22 protein-coding genes are annotated in these 16,828 nt (G+C 68.4%); 8 read left to right on the top strand and 14 right to left on the bottom strand.

Annotated features, from left to right (window positions below):
• Positions 1-36: 36 nt before the first annotated feature.
• The 4 genes from BIU90_RS05115 to BIU90_RS05100 form a co-directional block, all read right to left on the bottom strand.
• Entirely contained in the window at positions 37-489 is a 453-nt protein-coding gene (locus BIU90_RS05115) for a hypothetical protein (protein ID WP_071299161.1), read from the bottom strand.
• A gap of 362 nt (positions 490-851) precedes the next feature.
• On the bottom strand, positions 852-1,304 hold the full coding sequence (locus BIU90_RS05110; RefSeq protein ID WP_071299160.1) for a hypothetical protein: 453 nt from the start codon (positions 1,302-1,304) through the stop codon (positions 852-854).
• Between the two features lie 100 nt (positions 1,305-1,404).
• The gene (locus tag BIU90_RS05105) at positions 1,405-3,276 is read right to left on the bottom strand and encodes an alpha/beta hydrolase (protein WP_071299159.1); all 1,872 of its coding nucleotides are present in this window, start codon (positions 3,274-3,276) and stop codon (positions 1,405-1,407) included.
• Positions 3,273-3,551 (bottom strand): hypothetical protein, encoded by a 279-nt coding sequence (locus BIU90_RS05100; RefSeq protein WP_071299158.1) that lies wholly within the window; start codon positions 3,549-3,551, stop codon positions 3,273-3,275. The genes BIU90_RS05105 and BIU90_RS05100 overlap by 4 nt, the downstream gene beginning before the upstream one ends.
• Positions 3,552-3,688: 137 nt before the next feature.
• Here BIU90_RS05100 and BIU90_RS05095 point away from each other — a divergent pair, with 137 nt between their 5' ends.
• Positions 3,689-4,057, top strand: coding sequence for a hypothetical protein (locus tag BIU90_RS05095; protein WP_071299157.1), 369 nt, complete (start codon positions 3,689-3,691; stop codon positions 4,055-4,057).
• 122 nt (positions 4,058-4,179) lie between these two features.
• Positions 4,180-5,457 (top strand): MFS transporter, encoded by a 1,278-nt coding sequence (locus tag BIU90_RS05090; RefSeq protein ID WP_071299156.1) that lies wholly within the window; start codon positions 4,180-4,182, stop codon positions 5,455-5,457.
• A gap of 24 nt (positions 5,458-5,481) precedes the next feature.
• Here BIU90_RS05090 and BIU90_RS05085 read toward each other — a convergent pair whose 3' ends face one another.
• From BIU90_RS05085 to BIU90_RS05050, 9 genes are all read right to left on the bottom strand, one after another.
• Entirely contained in the window at positions 5,482-6,633 is a 1,152-nt protein-coding gene (locus BIU90_RS05085) for a DUF6183 family protein (RefSeq protein ID WP_071299155.1), read from the bottom strand.
• A gap of 282 nt (positions 6,634-6,915) precedes the next feature.
• Positions 6,916-7,107 (bottom strand): hypothetical protein, encoded by a 192-nt coding sequence (locus BIU90_RS05080; protein WP_071299154.1) that lies wholly within the window; start codon positions 7,105-7,107, stop codon positions 6,916-6,918.
• Between the two features lie 25 nt (positions 7,108-7,132).
• Positions 7,133-7,786: a hypothetical protein gene (locus BIU90_RS05075; protein ID WP_071299153.1), complete on the bottom strand. Its 654-nt coding sequence runs from the start codon at positions 7,784-7,786 to the stop codon at positions 7,133-7,135.
• Positions 7,787-8,085: 299 nt separating this feature from the next.
• The gene (locus tag BIU90_RS05070) at positions 8,086-8,511 is read right to left on the bottom strand and encodes a PRC-barrel domain-containing protein (protein WP_071299152.1); all 426 of its coding nucleotides are present in this window, start codon (positions 8,509-8,511) and stop codon (positions 8,086-8,088) included.
• 121 nt (positions 8,512-8,632) lie between these two features.
• Positions 8,633-8,974, bottom strand: coding sequence for an SdpI family protein (locus tag BIU90_RS17835; RefSeq protein WP_175470139.1), 342 nt, complete (start codon positions 8,972-8,974; stop codon positions 8,633-8,635).
• A gap of 18 nt (positions 8,975-8,992) precedes the next feature.
• Entirely contained in the window at positions 8,993-9,280 is a 288-nt protein-coding gene (locus tag BIU90_RS05065) for a hypothetical protein (RefSeq protein ID WP_139195116.1), read from the bottom strand.
• Positions 9,281-9,363: 83 nt separating this feature from the next.
• Complete coding sequence (locus tag BIU90_RS18200) at positions 9,364-9,753, bottom strand: hypothetical protein (protein WP_139195115.1); 390 nt, start codon at positions 9,751-9,753, stop codon at positions 9,364-9,366.
• A 131-nt stretch (positions 9,754-9,884) separates the two neighbouring features.
• Complete coding sequence (locus BIU90_RS05055; protein WP_071299149.1) at positions 9,885-10,934, bottom strand: methionine synthase; 1,050 nt, start codon at positions 10,932-10,934, stop codon at positions 9,885-9,887.
• A 40-nt stretch (positions 10,935-10,974) separates the two neighbouring features.
• Positions 10,975-11,955 (bottom strand): putative oxygenase MesX, encoded by a 981-nt coding sequence (locus tag BIU90_RS05050; RefSeq protein WP_071299148.1) that lies wholly within the window; start codon positions 11,953-11,955, stop codon positions 10,975-10,977.
• Positions 11,956-12,027: 72 nt separating this feature from the next.
• Between BIU90_RS05050 and BIU90_RS05045 the strand changes: the two genes are divergently transcribed.
• Both BIU90_RS05045 and BIU90_RS05040 read left to right on the top strand, forming a co-directional pair.
• Positions 12,028-12,969, top strand: a complete 942-nt coding sequence (locus BIU90_RS05045) for a LysR family transcriptional regulator (protein WP_071299147.1) — start codon at positions 12,028-12,030, stop codon at positions 12,967-12,969.
• Positions 12,970-13,068: 99 nt separating this feature from the next.
• The gene (locus tag BIU90_RS05040) at positions 13,069-14,199 is read left to right on the top strand and encodes a GDSL-type esterase/lipase family protein (RefSeq protein WP_083403713.1); all 1,131 of its coding nucleotides are present in this window, start codon (positions 13,069-13,071) and stop codon (positions 14,197-14,199) included.
• Between the two features lie 20 nt (positions 14,200-14,219).
• Here the strand turns inward: BIU90_RS05040 and BIU90_RS05035 are convergent, their stop codons facing one another.
• Complete coding sequence (locus BIU90_RS05035; RefSeq protein WP_217640898.1) at positions 14,220-14,879, bottom strand: hypothetical protein; 660 nt, start codon at positions 14,877-14,879, stop codon at positions 14,220-14,222.
• Positions 14,880-15,045: 166 nt separating this feature from the next.
• Here BIU90_RS05035 and BIU90_RS05030 point away from each other — a divergent pair, with 166 nt between their 5' ends.
• From BIU90_RS05030 to BIU90_RS05015, 4 genes are all read left to right on the top strand, one after another.
• Entirely contained in the window at positions 15,046-15,600 is a 555-nt protein-coding gene (locus tag BIU90_RS05030) for a TetR/AcrR family transcriptional regulator (RefSeq protein ID WP_071299145.1), read from the top strand.
• Between the two features lie 55 nt (positions 15,601-15,655).
• The gene (locus tag BIU90_RS05025) at positions 15,656-15,871 is read left to right on the top strand and encodes a hypothetical protein (RefSeq protein WP_071299144.1); all 216 of its coding nucleotides are present in this window, start codon (positions 15,656-15,658) and stop codon (positions 15,869-15,871) included.
• Between the two features lie 26 nt (positions 15,872-15,897).
• Complete coding sequence (locus tag BIU90_RS05020; RefSeq protein WP_071299143.1) at positions 15,898-16,467, top strand: hypothetical protein; 570 nt, start codon at positions 15,898-15,900, stop codon at positions 16,465-16,467.
• A gap of 109 nt (positions 16,468-16,576) precedes the next feature.
• Positions 16,577-16,783 (top strand): hypothetical protein, encoded by a 207-nt coding sequence (locus BIU90_RS05015; RefSeq protein ID WP_071299191.1) that lies wholly within the window; start codon positions 16,577-16,579, stop codon positions 16,781-16,783.
• The last annotated feature ends 45 nt before the right edge of the window (positions 16,784-16,828 follow it).

Below are 16,828 nucleotides of genomic sequence, written 5' to 3'. Positions count from 1 at the left end.
CGGGGCGTTCGTCGGTTCGGGCCGAGGCCACCATGGCTACGGTGCGTCGGACGGACGCGGGTTCAGCGGGGTCCCGAGCTCCGGCGGTTCGCCGGGCACGCAGTGTCCGTACACGAGCAGGCTGGCGAAGTCCGTGCCGGACTGGAACTCGACGCCGAACCCATCGGCGGCGGTACCGCCGTTGTACCCGTATGGGTACGCGACGACGGTTCGCGGGGGCTCGAGCGTGTCGTCGTGTTGGACCGGCGCGTCATCCAGGCCGACCGATGACTGCAACGCCGCAACGACCTCGCTGGTGACGATGTCTGGCGTCGCCGGCAGCGCGTGCTTGCGGATCGCGATGAGCGTGAACTGCGCACCGTCTCGACCTCCGAACGAACAGTTGTTCCACTCGGACTCGGTTCCTGCCTCCCAGTCCGCTTCGCCCACGACGGACTGTACTGCGCGGAAGATGCCCAGGACGTTGTCGTGCGATTGCTCGAGCGTCATCGCCGCTCTTGCGTTCGCCGGGGCATGCGGAGTGTCGGCGGCACAGGCGGTCAACAGTACTGCGGCGGATGTCATCAACAGGCCTGACCGGGTGAGGCGCCTCCATCGGTGGATCACCACATCCATGCTTTCATGCTGACCACGGTGGTTTGCATCAATCGTTCAGCGCATCCCATCAACCGGGAGCCTGGCAGCCGGTCGAACTGATCGTGGCTACGGCGCATCAGAGGGAGATCCAAGGTCGAATCACCGGTCAGTTCTGTTCTCGAGTCGAACACGAGTCGCGGCTCATTCGCTTACCGATAGCACCCGCGGAGGCACTCCGGGGACAGCGTCGAGCAATCACGAGGATCCGCTTGTGCCTACGGAGCGTTGGAGGGGCGCGGGTTGAGGGGCGTCCCGAGCTTCGGCGGTTTGCCGGCCGCGCAGTGCCCGTAGATGATCGCTCCGACATAGCTGGGGTCGGCTTGGAACTGGAACCCGAAACCATCGTCAGCGGTCCCGCCGTTGTACCCGTTCGGGTAACCGATCACCGTCCGGGTAGGCGAAAGGGTGCTGTCGTGTTGAATCTGGATGCCCGTCAGACCCACCTTGGTCTCAAGCGTCTCCGCGACGCGCTGCGTGATCTCATCGGGCGTGCCGGACAGGGTCTCATTTCGGATCGCGGTGAGCATGAACTGCGCACCCGCTTCGCCGTTCGAGGAACAGCCGTTCCACTCCGATTCTGTCCCCGCTTGCCAGCCCTCCTCGCCGACGACCGACTTGATCGCCGAGAAGATGGCGAGCACATTCTGGTGCGAGGCTTGCAACGTCATTGAGGTTTCCTTGCTGGCAGGGGCATGTGGCCCGGTGTCGGAACATCCCGTGAGGAGGCTCGTGAGTACCACGCAGAACGTGGCAACTGAGATGATTCGTTCAGAGCGTCGGGTCACCGGAAAGCCCTGTCTGCCAGTCGAACATGAGCCAATTGTCCCTTGTTTGCTGTTGCATCCGGTCGAATGGAGCGCCCTGCTCGGGAATCCGATCCCCGAGGCCCATCGTGGCCCTCGCGGTGTTGTACTGAGAGGTTGTGCCGTTGTCGAAGTACGAGTACCGATCCTCGTCGTTCTTCCCGTCGTAGGGGCCGTGATGAGTGATGCCGTGCAGCGCATCAGCACCCGACCCTTGGGTTTCTGAGCTGAAGTCGTGAGCACCCCAGGACGGGTCCGTCGGGTCTTGCCGGCCGGAGAGGTTCTGACCGGTGATCGCCCATCCGTCCTTCGCTCCCTGGCTCGCGAACACTTCCCCCTGCGGGACCTGCAACGCCGCGGCGTTCGGAGCAGCATCGGTGACCCCGGCGGAACCGAGGACCACGACGTGATCGGCGTGGGTCTTCGTGAGCGCGATCGTTGCGACGTTGGTGCCGTACGAGTGCGCGACGAGCGAGAGGTCCGCGTCGTGGCCCGATGCCGCCCGGACCGCATCGAAGCCGTTGAGGTCAGCGACGAGCGCATCAGCGCCGGTGCGTGCCCGCCCGTTCGCCACGACGGACGCGAACGAGAGGTCGTCCGCCATCGGCCCGTGATACCCAATCCAAGCAACCACCGCGACGCTCGACGGCGCCGTCTTCCCGAGCAGCGCTTGTTCGGATCGCAGACCGGCGGCGATCGCTGCGTAGTTCTGGACGGTCCCGTCCTGGTACGTGGCGGTGTTCATACCCGGTACGACGTACGTCACGTGCGACGCGGTGTCCATGTCACCCGAGACGATCTGGGCCAACGGTGGCCGGTCATCAACGAGCGAGATCAGCGAAACCGGCTTCGTGTCCAACGTGTCTTGGATGTTCTGGTAGCCGTCCCGCTGGCGCTCCCAGATCGCGAGTTGCGCCCGGGCGGCGGCGGCGGCAGCAGGGCTCGAGGCGGAATCACGCTGCTGCTCCCAGAAGCTCGTCTGGCGGTCGGCTTCAGCGAGCTTGTCTTCGAGCACCGTTGCGTTGGCTCGCGCCCTGGCCCAGTACGCCACACCGTTCAGATTGCCGATCACGGCGGGGATGGCAGCGACGAACGCATCCTGGGATGTCGAGTGTGCGCCTCCTGGTCCGGACAACGCGTGCCACCACGACGCCACGTCCTCGGGGTTCATCTTGCTCAATCGCGAGGCGATCTCCGGATCGTCGTGCAGCGCGGCGATCGTCTCCTTGTCGAGCGTGCCCAACCATGTGAGGAACTGCCCGTCACTCATCTTGGCGAGGACCGCCGCGGACTGGAGCTTCCCGATCACGTCAGACGCTTCCAACGCGGACGCAACCCGTCGGTCGGCCGCCGCGCGACGTGCGGCGAGCTCCTCCCACTGCATCGAGAGACGTCCTTGCAGACCTGCGAGCCCCGCCGCGCCGTTCTGCAGCTGATGCAGCCGAACGGTGTCGGACTCCACCGCGTCCGAGCTCTGCACAGTGGCCGTCGCGCTCCGGATCGCGCGCGCGTTCGCCTCGACGTCGTCGGCAGCGTTCTGCTGCGCGGTCTGCACCCGTTGGGCTTCGTCCTGGATCTCCTGCACCTCACGCGCGTACGTTCGCAACGCGGATGCGGCCTCCTCCAGCCGAGCCGCGACACGCTGTGCGCTTGCCGGCACCGTCGCGGCGACCGCCACGAACCGCTCCTGCGCTGCTCCAGCCCAACCCGATTGCGCAGCCTCTGCCGCTTCCAGCACGTGCCGCGCGCCGGATCTGACCGCGTCTGCATGCTGCTCGTGCAGGCGTGCGAGACGGCGGATGCCGTCCGGGTCGCCGGCCAACGGGTCAGCAGTCACTGGACCTTCACCGCCAGTCCCTCGTCTGCTTGCAGCAGGGTCGCTGCGGCTTCCTCCACGAAGCCACCCAAGGTGTCCGCGTCCTGCCCCAGCGAGCGGATCATTGCATCTTGGGCCCGCGCCGAGGAGACGAATGCGGATGCCGCGACGTCAGATCCGAGACAGCCGGAATGGGCCCCCGACAGCGCGGGCTCCGAGCCGAACTCCGCCGATGCTCGCTTCGCCTTCGCAGACACGGAGTGCATCACGGTGACCTCGACCGTCAGATCCCCCAACGTGGCCCCCTTCGTTCTTCGACACGCTGCGAACCAATGCGTCGAACCCCCGTACTCACTCTGGTCCAGCAGAACATCAGATGTCAAGGCGCAGAGTCGGTTCCCTCCTCCGTCACTCGTGATGGCAAGCTCGACTCATGGAGCAGGAGCGCGAGGACGGGTACGTGATCCGCGTCGATGCCTTCGCGGACGATCAGCCTGCCTGGGACGAGATGCAGCTGACGGCCGGTCTCCAGACCCTGCTGGACAAGTACGCGCGGCATCCCGAGCGGGTCCTCCTCGGCGAGGAGGCAGCGATGCGGCTCGCAGCGGAAGTCGGATCGCCGTTCGTCGTCGAACTCATCAACGCGAACGGACGGCGGCGTCGACGTTTCGCGAGCACTGACGCCGGGACGAATGAGCTGGCCGCCCGTGCGCTTCAGGAGTCATTGCTGCAGGACGATGCGCGGGACCGGGCGGACGCTCTGGTCGTCTGCCCTGCAACGCGACCTGATCGTGAGGACTGAGCCGGGCCTCCAGGCTGGGTGGAAAGCCGGGAAAGGAGCCGAGGCGACTGGCGTCCTGAGGAGGGCGCCGAGAGGCGCGATACTCGGGAGCGTGGGTACAGACCTCCATCGGAGTGCACGACATGACTGAGTTCGAGCCGCCCGTTCCCGACGTGCGGACGGCGGCGCCGCGACGATTCGCGGCGCTCCGGAACCGGAGCTCTCGGCCGTACCTGTTCACGTCGGGGCTGTCGATGATGGCGGACAACACCGAGCACGTGATCAGCTACTGGGTCCTCTGGCAGACGTTCCACTCGCCGACACTGGTCGGGTTCCAGGTGATCAGTCACTGGTTGCCGTTCCTGCTGCTCTCGGTGTGGTCCGGCTCTCTCGCGGAGAAGTACGACTGCCGGCGGATCATCCAGGTCGCGCAGGCGTTGTTCATGCTGGTCTCGATCGGGTGGGGTGTGCTCTTCCTGACCGATTCGCTCAGCGTGGGCTGGGCGTGCGTCCTGCTACTCGGCCACGGTGCTGCAGGTGCGCTGTGGGCTCCGGCGGAGCAGATGCTCCTCCACGACTTCGTCGAGAAGCGCGACCTGCCCAGCGCGGTGCGGATGAACTCGACGTTCCAGAGCCTCGGGATCCTGCTGGGTCCGGTCGTCGGATCGGTGCTCCTGCTGCAGCTCGGACCGACGGTCGGCATCTTCGTCAACGTGCTGCTCTACCTGCCGATGATGATCCAGATGGGGCGGACGCGCTTCACCGGCCACGTGCGGGATGCTGCTGATCTGGACACGCCTCCGCGGATGACGCTCTGCGAGGTCGTGCGCGTGCTGCGCAGCATCGGGTCGAACCACGTCATCGTCGCGATGATCGTGATCGGCGGATTGGTCGCGATCACGGTCGGCAACGCGCTGCCCTCGGCGATGCCGGAGTTCGCGAACGGGCTGGCGGGGCGTTCCGGCGCGGATGCGACGTACGGTGCGCTGTTGTTCGCGATGGGCCTCGGGGGAGTGGTCGGCGGGTTCCTGCTCGAAGCGACCGGACTGTTGAAGCCGTCGCTGCGCGCCGCCGTCCTGGCGACCGTGGTGTTCGGCGGCGCGGTCCTGGCGTTCTCGCTGACCTCGAGTGTCGTGGTCGCCCTCGTGGTACTCGTCATCGCGGGCATGGGGGAGATCGCCTCGATGTCGATCGCGCAGAGCCTGGTGCAGCTCGAGGCGCCGGCGGGTGAGCGCGGGCGGACCCTGGGCGTGTTCGGGATGTTCGCGTCGGGGTTGCGAACCGGTGGTGGCGTGACGCTCGGTGTGGTCGGCACGCTGCTCGGGGTGAACGGCGCGATCGCGATCTTCTCGGCGGTGCTGGTCGTCGGGGCGCTCGTCGCGTGGGGGTACGCCGCGAGGGCAGCGGCCAACAGGGTGTGAGCCTCGCTGGAACCGGAGACTCGGTCAGTCGGTGTCGGACGCCGCGACGACGGCCAGGTGTCGACGGTCACTCGTGAGACAGGCGACGCCGGAGTCCCATGCGACCTGCTCGTACCAGTCGGACTGCGCGTCGAACCGGAACCACCGGAACTGAGCGACGGAGCCCTCGATCGCAGCGAACGGCACGTCCGCGCCGAGGCCCATCAGCGCAGCGAGGCCCTTCGCAGCGACGGAGCGGCCGATGCCGCCACCCCAGCCGGAGCCGTACGCACCCCCGGTCGCGGACGCGCCGAACAGTTGTTCCCAGACCTCGTGCGCTGTGACTTCCTTGCACCACAGGTTCGGCCCGAACTCGACACCGGCGAGTGCGTCCATGCCGAGCGAGAGCAGGGCGTCCGGGATGTCGTCCGAGCCGACGGGTGCGTCGAACGAGACCGTGCGGATCTCGGTCTTCCAGAAGTCCTCGAACGACGCGACGAGACGAGCGGCACGCTCCGGATCCTCCGCCTGCGGCCGCCACGGGAGCGGTCGATGCGGGCGAGCAGTCGGAGCCACGTTGCTCGTCACACTGCAGACCGGACCGAACGGGATGCGCCAGGAACTCCCGCGGCCGTTGTACTCCCTGAGCAGCGCGTCGCGCTCGAAGTCCGCGAGGACCGGAGGGAGCCACTGCAGCGGATCCGACGGGCGTTCGGAGGCGAACCACGCCGCGAGCGTCGGGTCCGCGTCGGCGCCGGGGTTCCTGAGGAGGAGCTCCTGGGCCAGGAGTTCGCGGAACCGGTGGGCTCGCTCCGTGTCCGCTGGCCCCGCGAAGGACTGCACCGCGAGCGCGAGCGGCTGACGGCCCGCAACGCTGCCGGCATCGTGTGCCAGGCGACGGTCCGATGCGGCCGCAGCGGTGCGCGGGTACTCCACCGCCGCAGCGCCGGTCGGGGAGCTGGCGAGCAGCATTCGGGCATGGTCGCTCACGCTGCCGAGTGAGGCGGGCAGGTCGTTGTCCGTCCGCTGCCGTTCCTGTGCAGCGATCACGACGTCGCCGAGGAATCGGAAGTCGCCTTCGTCCGCCCTCGCTGCGAGCAGGTCCCACGCTGCACCCCAGCTCGTGAGCGTCAGCACCCACTCCACGAACGCGTCGACGTCGTCGCTGCCCGGCGCAGATGCGCTGTCGTCGTCCATCGGCCCCCCTCGCCGGATGCGCCTCGTCGCTGTCGGTGGCAGGGACGAGGACCCCACGGGACGACAGTAGCGAACTGCTCCGGGCTCGGCGGGCCCGGTCTCTGGACCAGGGTGGTCCCGAGCGCGCGGCCGCTGTCACCATCTCATGATCTGTCCCACGAGTCGGAGTGGCTGCGGACTGGAGGCGCGGTGCCAGCTGGCACCGCGCCTCCAGTCGGACCGGAATGCGCAGCGCTGAGCGTTCGAGCGCTGCCTCGCCCGATCCACCTCGGTCGGCGCAAGTCAGGACCGGTGAGCGCGACGGCTCTTCCGTGTCTCCTTGACGAACTTCGCGCCGAGTCCGGCCCCGATCACGACCACTGGAGTGCCGATGAAGAAGACGGAGGACGATGCCGAGGGCAGGCCGTGAGCGATCGCGAGCAGTGCTGCGAGGGCAGCGATGACGATCAGGATGTAGAGCAGCCATGCGTTCATGCGAATTCTCCTTCCTGGCGCGGGATCAGAACGGTGCAGATGAGCGGCAGCCTACGGTCGAACCGCCGTTGACGTCGTACCACCAGAGCTGCCGTCCACTACTGCAGATGCCGTTCTTGAAGATGTACGTCGTCGCGACGCTGACAACGACGCTGATGGCCGCGCATGCTGCCCAACCGACGCCGGGGATCAGACAGATCGCAGCGCCGATGGCGGCTCCACCTCCTGCCGCGAGTGCTTGCTGGTCGACGGTGTTGAACCCGATTGCCGTCCGGATACCGGAAACGTGGGCTTCGAGGAACGTCGTGATCGTGCCGTCTGCTCTCTCGGACTCCTTCGTCTCCGCGATGGCCCCACGGAGATCATCCGCACTGGGCAGCGTGATCGCGCCTTCGGCGACGACGAACCGGTGGTAGGTGCGACCTCCCTCGGTGATCGTCTGTCGCGGCACGCTGGATGCTTCGAGTTGCTCGATTCCTTCGAGGAAGACGTTCGGATCCAGAGCGGCACTGCCGTTCGGAGCCAGCGAGTCGAGTTCTCCGGCGGAGATGAAAGTCGACTCATCGGCGCCGAGTTCCGCGGCGTGCGCGGGTCCTGCGATGAGCGATGAGCCGAGCAATGCGACAGCCGCAGTCGCGACGAATGCGAGGCGGCGCTTGGGGGCGGTGATGAGATTCAAGGCGGTCTCCTGATCTAGCGACGTTGCTAGCTCGAGCGGTTGCTCGATGAGGACCACCTTGCACGTGAAACGCGACACGCGCAACCGGGTATTTCAACTCTGGTGTTCCGGCAACGCAACGGACCGGTTGCCTATGTGGTGGCCCGCCGGCGCGTCGCACACGGACCAGCCAGCGCCGGCTCGTTCATGACAGGAGCATGCCACGGGACTGCAGGTTCGCAGAGCTCATTCGGGCGGCCGTGCTGTCCGGCAGCTGATGTCCACGAGGGAGGACGTGAACATCGTCGAGCCGGTGCTGCTCACGCCGGGGGCGTCGTGCCCGCGCCCTCGGTGTCGTCTGCGCCTGCCGGACCGCTGCCTGCCTGGTCGAGGTTCTCGTACGGGTCACCCATGTCGCCGGTCGCCCTGCCGATGGGCGACAGCCCGAAGTGCTCGCGGACGGCGTTCGCCTGGGCGGGCGACAGGCGGTTCCCGGCTGGGGAGGAGGGTGCGTCCTTGATCGCGCTCTTCGTGTAGCTGACGTGCAGGTCCGTGCCGTCGAACGAGGCGTCCTCGACCGGGACGAGCGTGGTCTCGCCCCGGAAGAGCCCTGCCTTGACGCTGACGAACGCTGCGCTGCCGTCGTCATCTGAGGGGAAAACCTGCGCGACCTTGCCGACCGATGCGCCGTTGCGATCTCGGACGGTCGCGTTCTCGACCTCGTGGATCATGCTCTTGGTGATCATGGGCGTAGTCAACGCCCCTGGCCTGACCCGATCGTGTCAGGCCGTGCCCGTCGCCGGAGCACTCACCGCGTGCGCAGATGCCACCAGGACTGCGGCTCAGGCAGACCGAACTCGAACCGAGTCAGCGCTCGGGTGAGGCTCGGCGCACGGCACGGTGTGCCACCGGGACAGAGATCAGCGCGCCAGCCACGAGGACGCCTGCAGCGACGATCACCGAGCTCGGCGTGCGGAGCGGCACGATGGTGATGCTCAGCGCGCACCAGACAACCGTCATCGCTGCGGAGATCATCGTCGGACTCAGAGCTGCCCGGTGTCCGATCCGCCAAGCCGCTTCGCTGGACATCGTGACCGACGTCCGGACACCGGCGAGCGGATTGCGGGAAAGTCGTCCAACGGCTGCGATCCAGGTCACCCACGTCACGAGGACAGCGGTACCGATCTCGAGAACCAACGCAAACACCATCGCTCCACCCATGCCGTCTCACCGCGCCCGATCGGAGGGAGGCGCTGTCGTCGCATCGGCGACTGCCCGGAATGCTGCTTCGATCGATGTCCCGGGGTGCTCTTCGCGGTAGCGCCGGACGTCGGCCGGGTCGACCTCGGTGTTGGCGGGGAGGTCGACCGGCGGGTTCGTCCCCCAACGAGTCGTCGCCAGCCACAGCGTGACTGCACCAGCCCATCCGGCGAGGAGCGGACTGAGGTACAGGCATCCGAACGCCGTGGCGGCTGCGCCGATGGCGACCCCGGGAATGCGGATCCACTTCTTCATGGACAGCAGGATGCCCACAATCAGGAGTATCTGCAATACCAGCGGCGGATGGTCCCACGCGTCTGGACCGGAGGGGGCGCTGGTCAGGTGGGCGAGGTCGAGCCCCAGTGCGTGGCCCAGAAGGCGTCGATGCGCTCCCTGTCTGTCCACCAGCGGACGTCGACCTCGCGGGTGACGGCGTCGATGAGTCCGCCTTCTTCGCCAGGGACCCGCTGGTCCACGACGCAGTCGTCCATCACCAGCCGACCAGCCTCGTCGAGGATCTGTTCGGGGCCATCCAGTACTTCCAGCTCGTACCAGTCGAAGCCGTTTTCGTTCCAGTGCGGATGAGCCACCACCGTCGACCCTGCTGCGGGTCCCGATCCGATCGTGCCGATGATGCCGTTCCGATCCCAGTCAGCGAGCTTCGGGACCCGGGGGTCGATCTCCTCATCAGCAGGTTGGCGTCGAGGGCGGTTCGGCCAGAGTCGCATGGACGCATGCTGGCATGGATGGTTCACCCGCGTGAAGCTGCTGTAGAGGCGATGGGCGCGAGCTGAGGGGCGGACGTCGGTAGAGCCTCCAGGCAGGACCGAGCCAGCCATGCGGCCGACGCGACGCCGCGCTACCGGACCGCCCCGGCGGTCACGCCAGCGAGCTCGGCGCGGACGATGTCCGCACCGGCGGCCAGCGCGCCGAGCTTCGACAGCGCAGCCCCCCGCGCCAGCGGCGCCATCCCGCAGTTGGTGCTCGGGATGAGCTTGTCGGCATCGACGAACTCGAGCGCCCGACGCAGCACCGCGGCGACCTCGTCCGGGGTCTCCACTGTCTCGGTCGCGACGTCGATCGCGCCGAGCATGACCTTCTTCCCGCGGATCAGCTCGACGAGTTCGAGCGGCACGTGGGAGTGGATGCACTCGAGCGACACGGTGTCGATCGACGACTGCTGCAGCAGCGGGAAGGACTGCTCGTACTGCCGCCACTCCGCGCCGAGGGTCTCCTTCCACCTGTTGTTCGCCTCGATGCCGTAGCCGTAACAGATGTGCACGACGGTCTCGGCGCGCAGGCCCTCGGCAGCGCGTTCGAGTGCGGCGACGCCCCAGTCCTGCACCTCGTCGTGGAAGACGGTGAACGCGGGCTCGTCGAACTGGATGACGTCGACCCCGGCGGCCTCGAGTTCGCGGGCCTCTTGGTTGAGGATCGTGGCGAACTCCCACGCCAGCTTCTCGCGGCTCTTGTAGTGCTGGTCGGAGAGCGTGTCGATCATCGTCATCGGGCCGGGGAGCGCCCACTTGATCGGCCGGTCGGTCTGGGCGCGCAGGAAGCGAGCGTCGTCGACGAACACCGGAGCGGGGCGGCTCACAGCGCCGACGACCGTGGGGACCGCCGCGTCGTAGCGGTCTCGGATGCGGACGGTCTCCTTGCGCTGCTGGTCGATACCGTCCAGGTGCTCGATGAAGGTGGTGACGAAGTGCTGCCGGGTCTGCTCGCCGTCGCTGACGATGTCGAGTCCGGCGCGCTCCTGCTCGTGGACGGCGGCGCGGAGGGCGTCCTGCTTGCCCTCGGCGAGTGCGGCGCCGTCGAGACGCCAGGGGGACCAGAGCTGTTCGGGCTCGGCGAGCCAGGAGGGCTTCGGCAGGCTGCCGACGATGGCGGTGGGCAGGAGGGTGCTCATGGCGTGGAGGATCCAGACGGTTGGAACAGCAAGAAGGTGGTCAGACTGCGACGGCGGCGGGACGGGATGCCCACTGCTCGAGGAGCGCACGGTGCGGCGTCACGAGGTGCTCCTCGGTGTACCGGCCCTGGGTGACGGCGAGGCGGCTGCGCTCCTCGCGGTCGTACGACACGGGCGGCACCGTGTAGTCCTCGTGCGCCAGGCTCGGCCGGTAGGTGCTCGGCGCGGGGGTGTTCGCGTTGTAGATCTCCGGGCGGTAGATCTGCTGGAACGTCTCCATCGTGCTGATCGTGCCGATGAGCTGCAGGTCCGAGTAGTCGCTGAGCAGGTCGCCGCGCGTGTAGAACGCCAGCGGGGCCGCCCCGCGCGGGGGCATGAAGTACCGCACCCGCATGCCCATCCGGCCGAAGTAGTCGTCGGTGAGCGAGGAGTGCTCGTGCGCGTACGCGGCGCCGAGGACGGGGTGCACGAACCCGGTCTGCCGATAGGTCTGGCTGGTCGAGACGCTGATGCAGACGACCGGCTCGAGGTCGAACTCCGCACGGAAGGCCGACGACTCCAGGAAGCGCTGGAACAGCTGCCCGTGCAGGTGACCGAAGTCGGCGGGCAGCGCGGGGAGCGACGGCAGCAGCACGGCGAAGTCGTAGTCGCGCAGGTAGGACGAGAAGTTGTTGCCGAGGATGCCCTGGTGGCGCTCGCCGGTGTGCTGGTCGAGGATCGCGACGTCGAGCATCTCGAGCAACGGGAATGAACCCGAGGAGTCACCGTCGACGAAGTGCGCCGTGACGGAGACGATGTCGAGTTCCACCCGGAACCGGTCAGCGGACGCACCAGCGCCGGGAGCAGACGCCAGGTCGTTGCATCGGCGGTCGATCATGGCGAGGGCGTTGCGCAGGTTCTGCTGCCGGTGCTCGCCGCGGGCCAGGTTGGCGAAGTTGGTGGTCAGCCGGGAGCTGTCCGCGGGGGAGTAGTCCTCGTCGAACCGCGTCCGCGTGATGCTGAAGGTCAGGTCATTCGCCATGTCCCGATCATCGCGGCAAGCGTCAGTCATCAGGTAATACCGAGTCGCTATGCAGTCGTATAGCCTGCGCCTATGGCCCGTGTGTCGAACGACATCACCCTGCAGCAGCTCCGCTACTTCATCGAGGTCGCGACGGAGGGTTCGATCAGCGCGGCCGCCGACCTGCTCTACGTCGCGCAGCCGACGCTGTCCGCGGCGATGAAGGACCTGGAGGCGCGGATCGGCCGGGCGCTGTTCACCCGCTCGGCCCGGGGCGTCGTGCTCACCGTCGACGGGGTCGAGTTCCTCGGCTACGCACGACAGGTCGTCGAGCAGGTCTCGCTGCTCGAACAGCGGTACGTCGGCGGGCAGGCCTCGCGGCGGCTGCTCGGGGTGTCCGCACAGCACTACTCGTTCGCGGTGGAGGCCTTCGTCCGCATGGTCGGGGCCGCGGCGGCCGACGAGTACGAGTTCTCGCTGCGGGAGACCCGGACGTGGGACATCATCGAGGACGTCCGGACCCTGCGCAGCGAGGTCGGCGTCCTGTACCGCAACGACTTCAACAAGCAGGTCCTCGGCAAGCTGCTGCGGGACGCGGGCGTCGTGTTCACCCCGCTCTTCGTCGCCCAGCCGCACATCTTCGTCGCCAGGCGGAACCCGTTGGCTACACGGGAGCGGGCGACGCTCGACGACCTGGCCGACCTGCCCCGGCTGACGTTCGACCAGGGCGCGAACAACTCCTTCTACCTGGCCGAGGAGATCCTCTCGACGATGTCGAGCAAGCGGGAGATCCGGGTCTCCGACCGCGCGACGATCTTCAACCTGATGATCGGGTTGGGCGGGTACACGATCTCGACCGGACTGATCAGCGACGACCTGGACCCCGAGATCGTCGCGATCCCGCTCGACGTCGACGAGCGCATCGAGATCGGGTGGATCTCCCACGCCTCGGTCCCGCTGACCGTGCAGGCGCAGACGTACCTGGACGAGCTGCGGGCGGTGGTCACCAGCTACGGCGTGGAACCGCTGGGGTGAGCGGACCGGGCACCGGACGGGAGGCGCGTGGCGGGCCCGCCACGTGCCTCCCGTCCGTCGGCCAGCCGCCCACACGGCCAGGGCCGTTACTGTGACCGCATGGCATCACGCATGGTCGCCGGGCTGATCGTCGCACTCGTCGCGACCCTCGCGACCGGGTGCGCCTCGTCGCAGACCACGGAGGACGAGCCGCTCGCGGCGTGGAACGCTGCGGTGGCCGACCGGACCGACGCGCCCGCGCGGTGGGTGGCGCTCGGGGACTCGATCACCGAGGGCCAGGGGGCATCGTCCCGGTCCACGCGCTGGATGGACCTGACGCTCGACCAGCTCCGGAAGGACCACCCGACGTCCGGAGCCCGCGGTGGCGCCGGGTACCTGCCCGCGCAGTTCGCCGTGTACGCGCCGGACTCGACCTGGGGCGACTGGGCGACGGACGGTTCCGGGTCGAGCCAGTTCGACAAGACGGTGCCAGACCTGGGCTACCGGTCCGTCGCCATGCAGGCCGGTGCGTCGCGCACGTACCCGTTCACCGGGACCGGCATCGACATCTGGTGGACGCGCTACGAGGGATCGGGCGACTTCACCTACAGCATCGACGGCGGTGCCCAGCGGACGGTGTCGACGACGGGCACGGCCAGCACCGGCACCGTGACGAAGGTGGACAGTCTGCAGCGCGGGAAGCACACCGTGACCGTCACCGCGGTCGGGTCGTTCTCGCTGCAGGGCTTCACGATCTACGACGGCGACCGGGACAAGGGCATCCAGCTGTACGACTCCGCGCACTCCGGGGCGACGATCTCGACCTTCACCGAGGACCAGGCGGGGTTCCTGACGGCCATGCGCCGGGCCGCACCGGACCTGGTCACCGTCACGCTGGGCGGCAACGACGCGCAGCACATCACGCCCGCGGAGCTCGGCACGCAGTACCGGGCGTTCCTCGAGGCGCTCGCCGCACTGCCCTCGAAGCCGTCCTTGGTCGTCATCGGGGAGTTCACGCCGGCGTCCTCGATGACGAGCAACATGTCGAGCCCGTGGTCGGAGTACCTCGCCGCGACGAAGCGGGCCGCCGCGAAGGTCGGGGCCGCGTACGTCAGCATGGACGACACCTTCCCGAAGGCGAACTACTCCGGCGCCGGGATCTACTCGAAGGACGGCATCCACCCGAACGACACGGGGCAGCAGCGGATCGCGAAGCTCGTGCTGTCGACGCTCGACGCGCACGCGGGCTGACGCTCGGGCGGGGCTTGCCGCTACCCGTTCCCTGCGGCCCAGTCGCGGAAGCGCGGTCCGACGACCTCGGTGCCGGCGGCGGGGAGCAGCGCACCGTCGCGGAACGCGCGTCCTGTCCGGCCCGGGATCGGGAGGAGGACCGGAGCAGGGCCGCGGCCCCTGAGCGTTGTCGTCATGGACCACAGCGTGGTGGTCTCCGGTCCGGCGACGTCGATCTCCGTCGCGGTGCGGTCGCCGACGACCACGTCGGCGATCACCTCGGCCACCGCGTCGAGTGCCACGGGTGCGATGGTCATCACCGGGACGAGCGCCACCGGTCCGAGGTGCATCCGCTGGAGGTTCTGGCGAGCGAACTCGAACCACTGCGTCGACCGGACGATGGTCAGGTCCGGGCTGACGGAACGAGCGGTTGCCTCCTGTGCCGTCTTGCCGGCGAAGTAGCCGTACCCCTGCACCTCCGGCCGCATGCAGTGCACGATCGACAGCAGCACGTGCCGGGCTCCGGTCGCCGCGGCCGCCCCGCCGATCGCGCTGGTCGATGCCGTGAAGAAGCGCGTCGCCGACCGCCGGCTCATGGTGAAGCGTCCGGTAGCCTCGACGACCACGTCCGCGCCCGAGACTGCGGCCATCGCATCGTCGTGGAGCACGTCGAACCCCGTCGTCCGCGACAGCTGCGTCACGCTGCATCCTCGCGCTGCCACTGCCCGGCTGATGGCCGCACCGGACTCCCCGCCGCCCACGACCGCTACCCGCATGACCGCACCCACCCTTCGTGACGCCGTCGCCGCCGACACGTCTCTACATCTGTAGAGGACACTACACTCGTCGGGACAGTGAGGGGAAGGCATGGCCCGGCTCGGAGACCTGGCGGACGCGGGCATCCGACTCGCAGCGCGTGGCGGGATGCGAGCCCTGACGCACCGCGCTGTCGATGCCGAGGCCGGGCTGCCGCCGGGGTCGACCTCGTACTACGCCAGCACGCGCCGTGACCTGACGGTGCTGGTCGCGGAACGCGTCACCGAGCAGCTCGCCACCGACCTCGCCGCGGTGCATCTGCCGGACGACCTCGACGACGTCGCGGTGGTGCAGATCGCGACGGGGTTCCTCGAAGGCCTGGCACAGCGCGCCGACGCGCAGGCGGCACGACTCGCGCTCCTGCTGGAGCTCCGGGACGACCACGACCTCCGCCTCCCGCTCACCGGAGCCGACCCCGTCCGCGCGCAGCTCGTCGAGACTGCTCGAGCGCTGCTCAGCGCACTCGGCATCGTCGAGCCGGACCGCGCGGCGATCGACTTCGTCGGGCTGATCGACGCGCTGCTGCTGTACCGCACCGCCGACGTCGCGCCGCTCGACGCGCACAGGGTCCTGACCGCGTACGTGGCCGGCCTCGACCGGGCGTGAGCGGATCGGGCAGGGCGCCGCGACGGTCGAGACAGCCGGCGTCTACGCTCGCGTCATGACCGACCCCGAGGACCAGGACCCAGCCGCGCTGGAGACCTGGACGACGAAGTACCGGAAGCCGCTGGGCGTCGCCACCGGTGCGCTGACGATGCTGTGCTTCTGGGCCCTGTTCAACGGCGGCGCGGTCGGCGCGTGGATCGGCATCGCCGGCCTGGTCGTCCTGATCGCGTGGGTGTTCGTCTTCCGGTCGCTGTACCGACGCGGGTACTGACCCCGCAGCGCGTGCAGGATGGAACGATGCGGTTCGACGAGGTCCTGTGCCGGTCCGACGGCAGCGCGATCGCCGAGGAGCTCGCCGCGCTCCGCACGCCCGGACGGTTCGTCCTGGACGGCGTGCACCAGGTGTCAGCGCGGGAGCATCGGCAGTTCCGGCTCGACATCGACGACGTCCGTCAGGCCTGGACGCTGGACCGACAGCGCATGCCGACGATCTCGTTCCGGGACGGCGTCCTGCACTCCGAGGACAGCGACTTCGAGGACACGTTCGAGCACAGCACCGCGGCCGGCGGGGTCGTCCGGATGGCGCTGCCGGACCGCCTGGTCTGCTGGGGCCGCGGACCCGAGAGCTTCTCGCCCGTCCTCGTACAGCACGTCGGGGTCCACTCGATCCTCGTGACCTTCGAGCACCAGCACGACCCGGCGTTCCGCACGACGCTCGTGGTGGACGAGCGCGACGGGATCGCACGGCGGCGGATGGACGGTGCCGAGGTCACGATCGTGACGCAGGTCCGTCCGGTGTCGCCGGACGAGACGCTGCCACGGGCGAGGTTCACGCCGCTGACGGACTGGATCCGACCGTCGTGCTGACGCCCGTCAGACCGCCTCGAAGTCGTCCTTGACGACGCGACGCTCAGGAGCCTACGTTCCGATCCGAGCGGCATCGTCCGGTGCTGCCGGTCCAACGACGGAGATGGTCATGAGTGGAATCAAGGACAAGCTCGACAAGGCCCACGAGAACACGCCGCTCGACGAGTTGGCGGCGCTCCCCGTCGCCTCGCTGCAGGGCGTCAGCGACAGTGACGCCGAGCACCTGAAGGCGGCGTTCAACATCACGACGATCGGCGACCTGGGCAGGAACAAGCACTTCCTCTGGGCGCACGCGATCGCCGCGCTCGCCGACTGACGCGTCGGGTCGGGTCGCGACCAGTTCGCGGACGGGAGGCGCGGT

Origin of the sequence: Curtobacterium sp. MCBA15_001 (assembly GCF_001864835.1) — a bacterium.
Taxonomy (GTDB): Bacteria; Actinomycetota; Actinomycetes; order Actinomycetales; family Microbacteriaceae; genus Curtobacterium.
This window is presented reverse-complemented; position numbering and strand designations above follow the sequence as displayed.

Coding starts and splice junctions, on each gene's coding strand:
- BIU90_RS05050 (WP_071299148.1), bottom strand. CDS start 11,955: ATGGCGAATGACCTGACCTTCAGCATCACGCGGACGCGGTTCGACGAG.
- BIU90_RS05095 (WP_071299157.1), top strand. CDS start 3,689: ATGGAGCAGGAGCGCGAGGACGGGTACGTGATCCGCGTCGATGCCTTC.
- BIU90_RS05015 (WP_071299191.1), top strand. CDS start 16,577: ATGAGTGGAATCAAGGACAAGCTCGACAAGGCCCACGAGAACACGCCG.
- BIU90_RS05070 (WP_071299152.1), bottom strand. CDS start 8,511: ATGATCACCAAGAGCATGATCCACGAGGTCGAGAACGCGACCGTCCGA.
- BIU90_RS05030 (WP_071299145.1), top strand. CDS start 15,046: ATGGCCCGGCTCGGAGACCTGGCGGACGCGGGCATCCGACTCGCAGCG.
- BIU90_RS05115 (WP_071299161.1), bottom strand. CDS start 489: ATGACGCTCGAGCAATCGCACGACAACGTCCTGGGCATCTTCCGCGCA.
- BIU90_RS05085 (WP_071299155.1), bottom strand. CDS start 6,633: ATGGACGACGACAGCGCATCTGCGCCGGGCAGCGACGACGTCGACGCG.
- BIU90_RS05065 (WP_139195116.1), bottom strand. CDS start 9,280: ATGAAGAAGTGGATCCGCATTCCCGGGGTCGCCATCGGCGCAGCCGCC.
- BIU90_RS05025 (WP_071299144.1), top strand. CDS start 15,656: ATGACCGACCCCGAGGACCAGGACCCAGCCGCGCTGGAGACCTGGACG.
- BIU90_RS05055 (WP_071299149.1), bottom strand. CDS start 10,934: ATGAGCACCCTCCTGCCCACCGCCATCGTCGGCAGCCTGCCGAAGCCC.
- BIU90_RS05110 (WP_071299160.1), bottom strand. CDS start 1,304: ATGACGTTGCAAGCCTCGCACCAGAATGTGCTCGCCATCTTCTCGGCG.
- BIU90_RS05045 (WP_071299147.1), top strand. CDS start 12,028: ATGGCCCGTGTGTCGAACGACATCACCCTGCAGCAGCTCCGCTACTTC.
- BIU90_RS17835 (WP_175470139.1), bottom strand. CDS start 8,974: ATGGTGTTTGCGTTGGTTCTCGAGATCGGTACCGCTGTCCTCGTGACG.
- BIU90_RS05080 (WP_071299154.1), bottom strand. CDS start 7,107: ATGAACGCATGGCTGCTCTACATCCTGATCGTCATCGCTGCCCTCGCA.
- BIU90_RS05090 (WP_071299156.1), top strand. CDS start 4,180: ATGACTGAGTTCGAGCCGCCCGTTCCCGACGTGCGGACGGCGGCGCCG.
- BIU90_RS05020 (WP_071299143.1), top strand. CDS start 15,898: ATGCGGTTCGACGAGGTCCTGTGCCGGTCCGACGGCAGCGCGATCGCC.
- BIU90_RS18200 (WP_139195115.1), bottom strand. CDS start 9,753: ATGCGACTCTGGCCGAACCGCCCTCGACGCCAACCTGCTGATGAGGAG.
- BIU90_RS05040 (WP_083403713.1), top strand. CDS start 13,069: ATGGCATCACGCATGGTCGCCGGGCTGATCGTCGCACTCGTCGCGACC.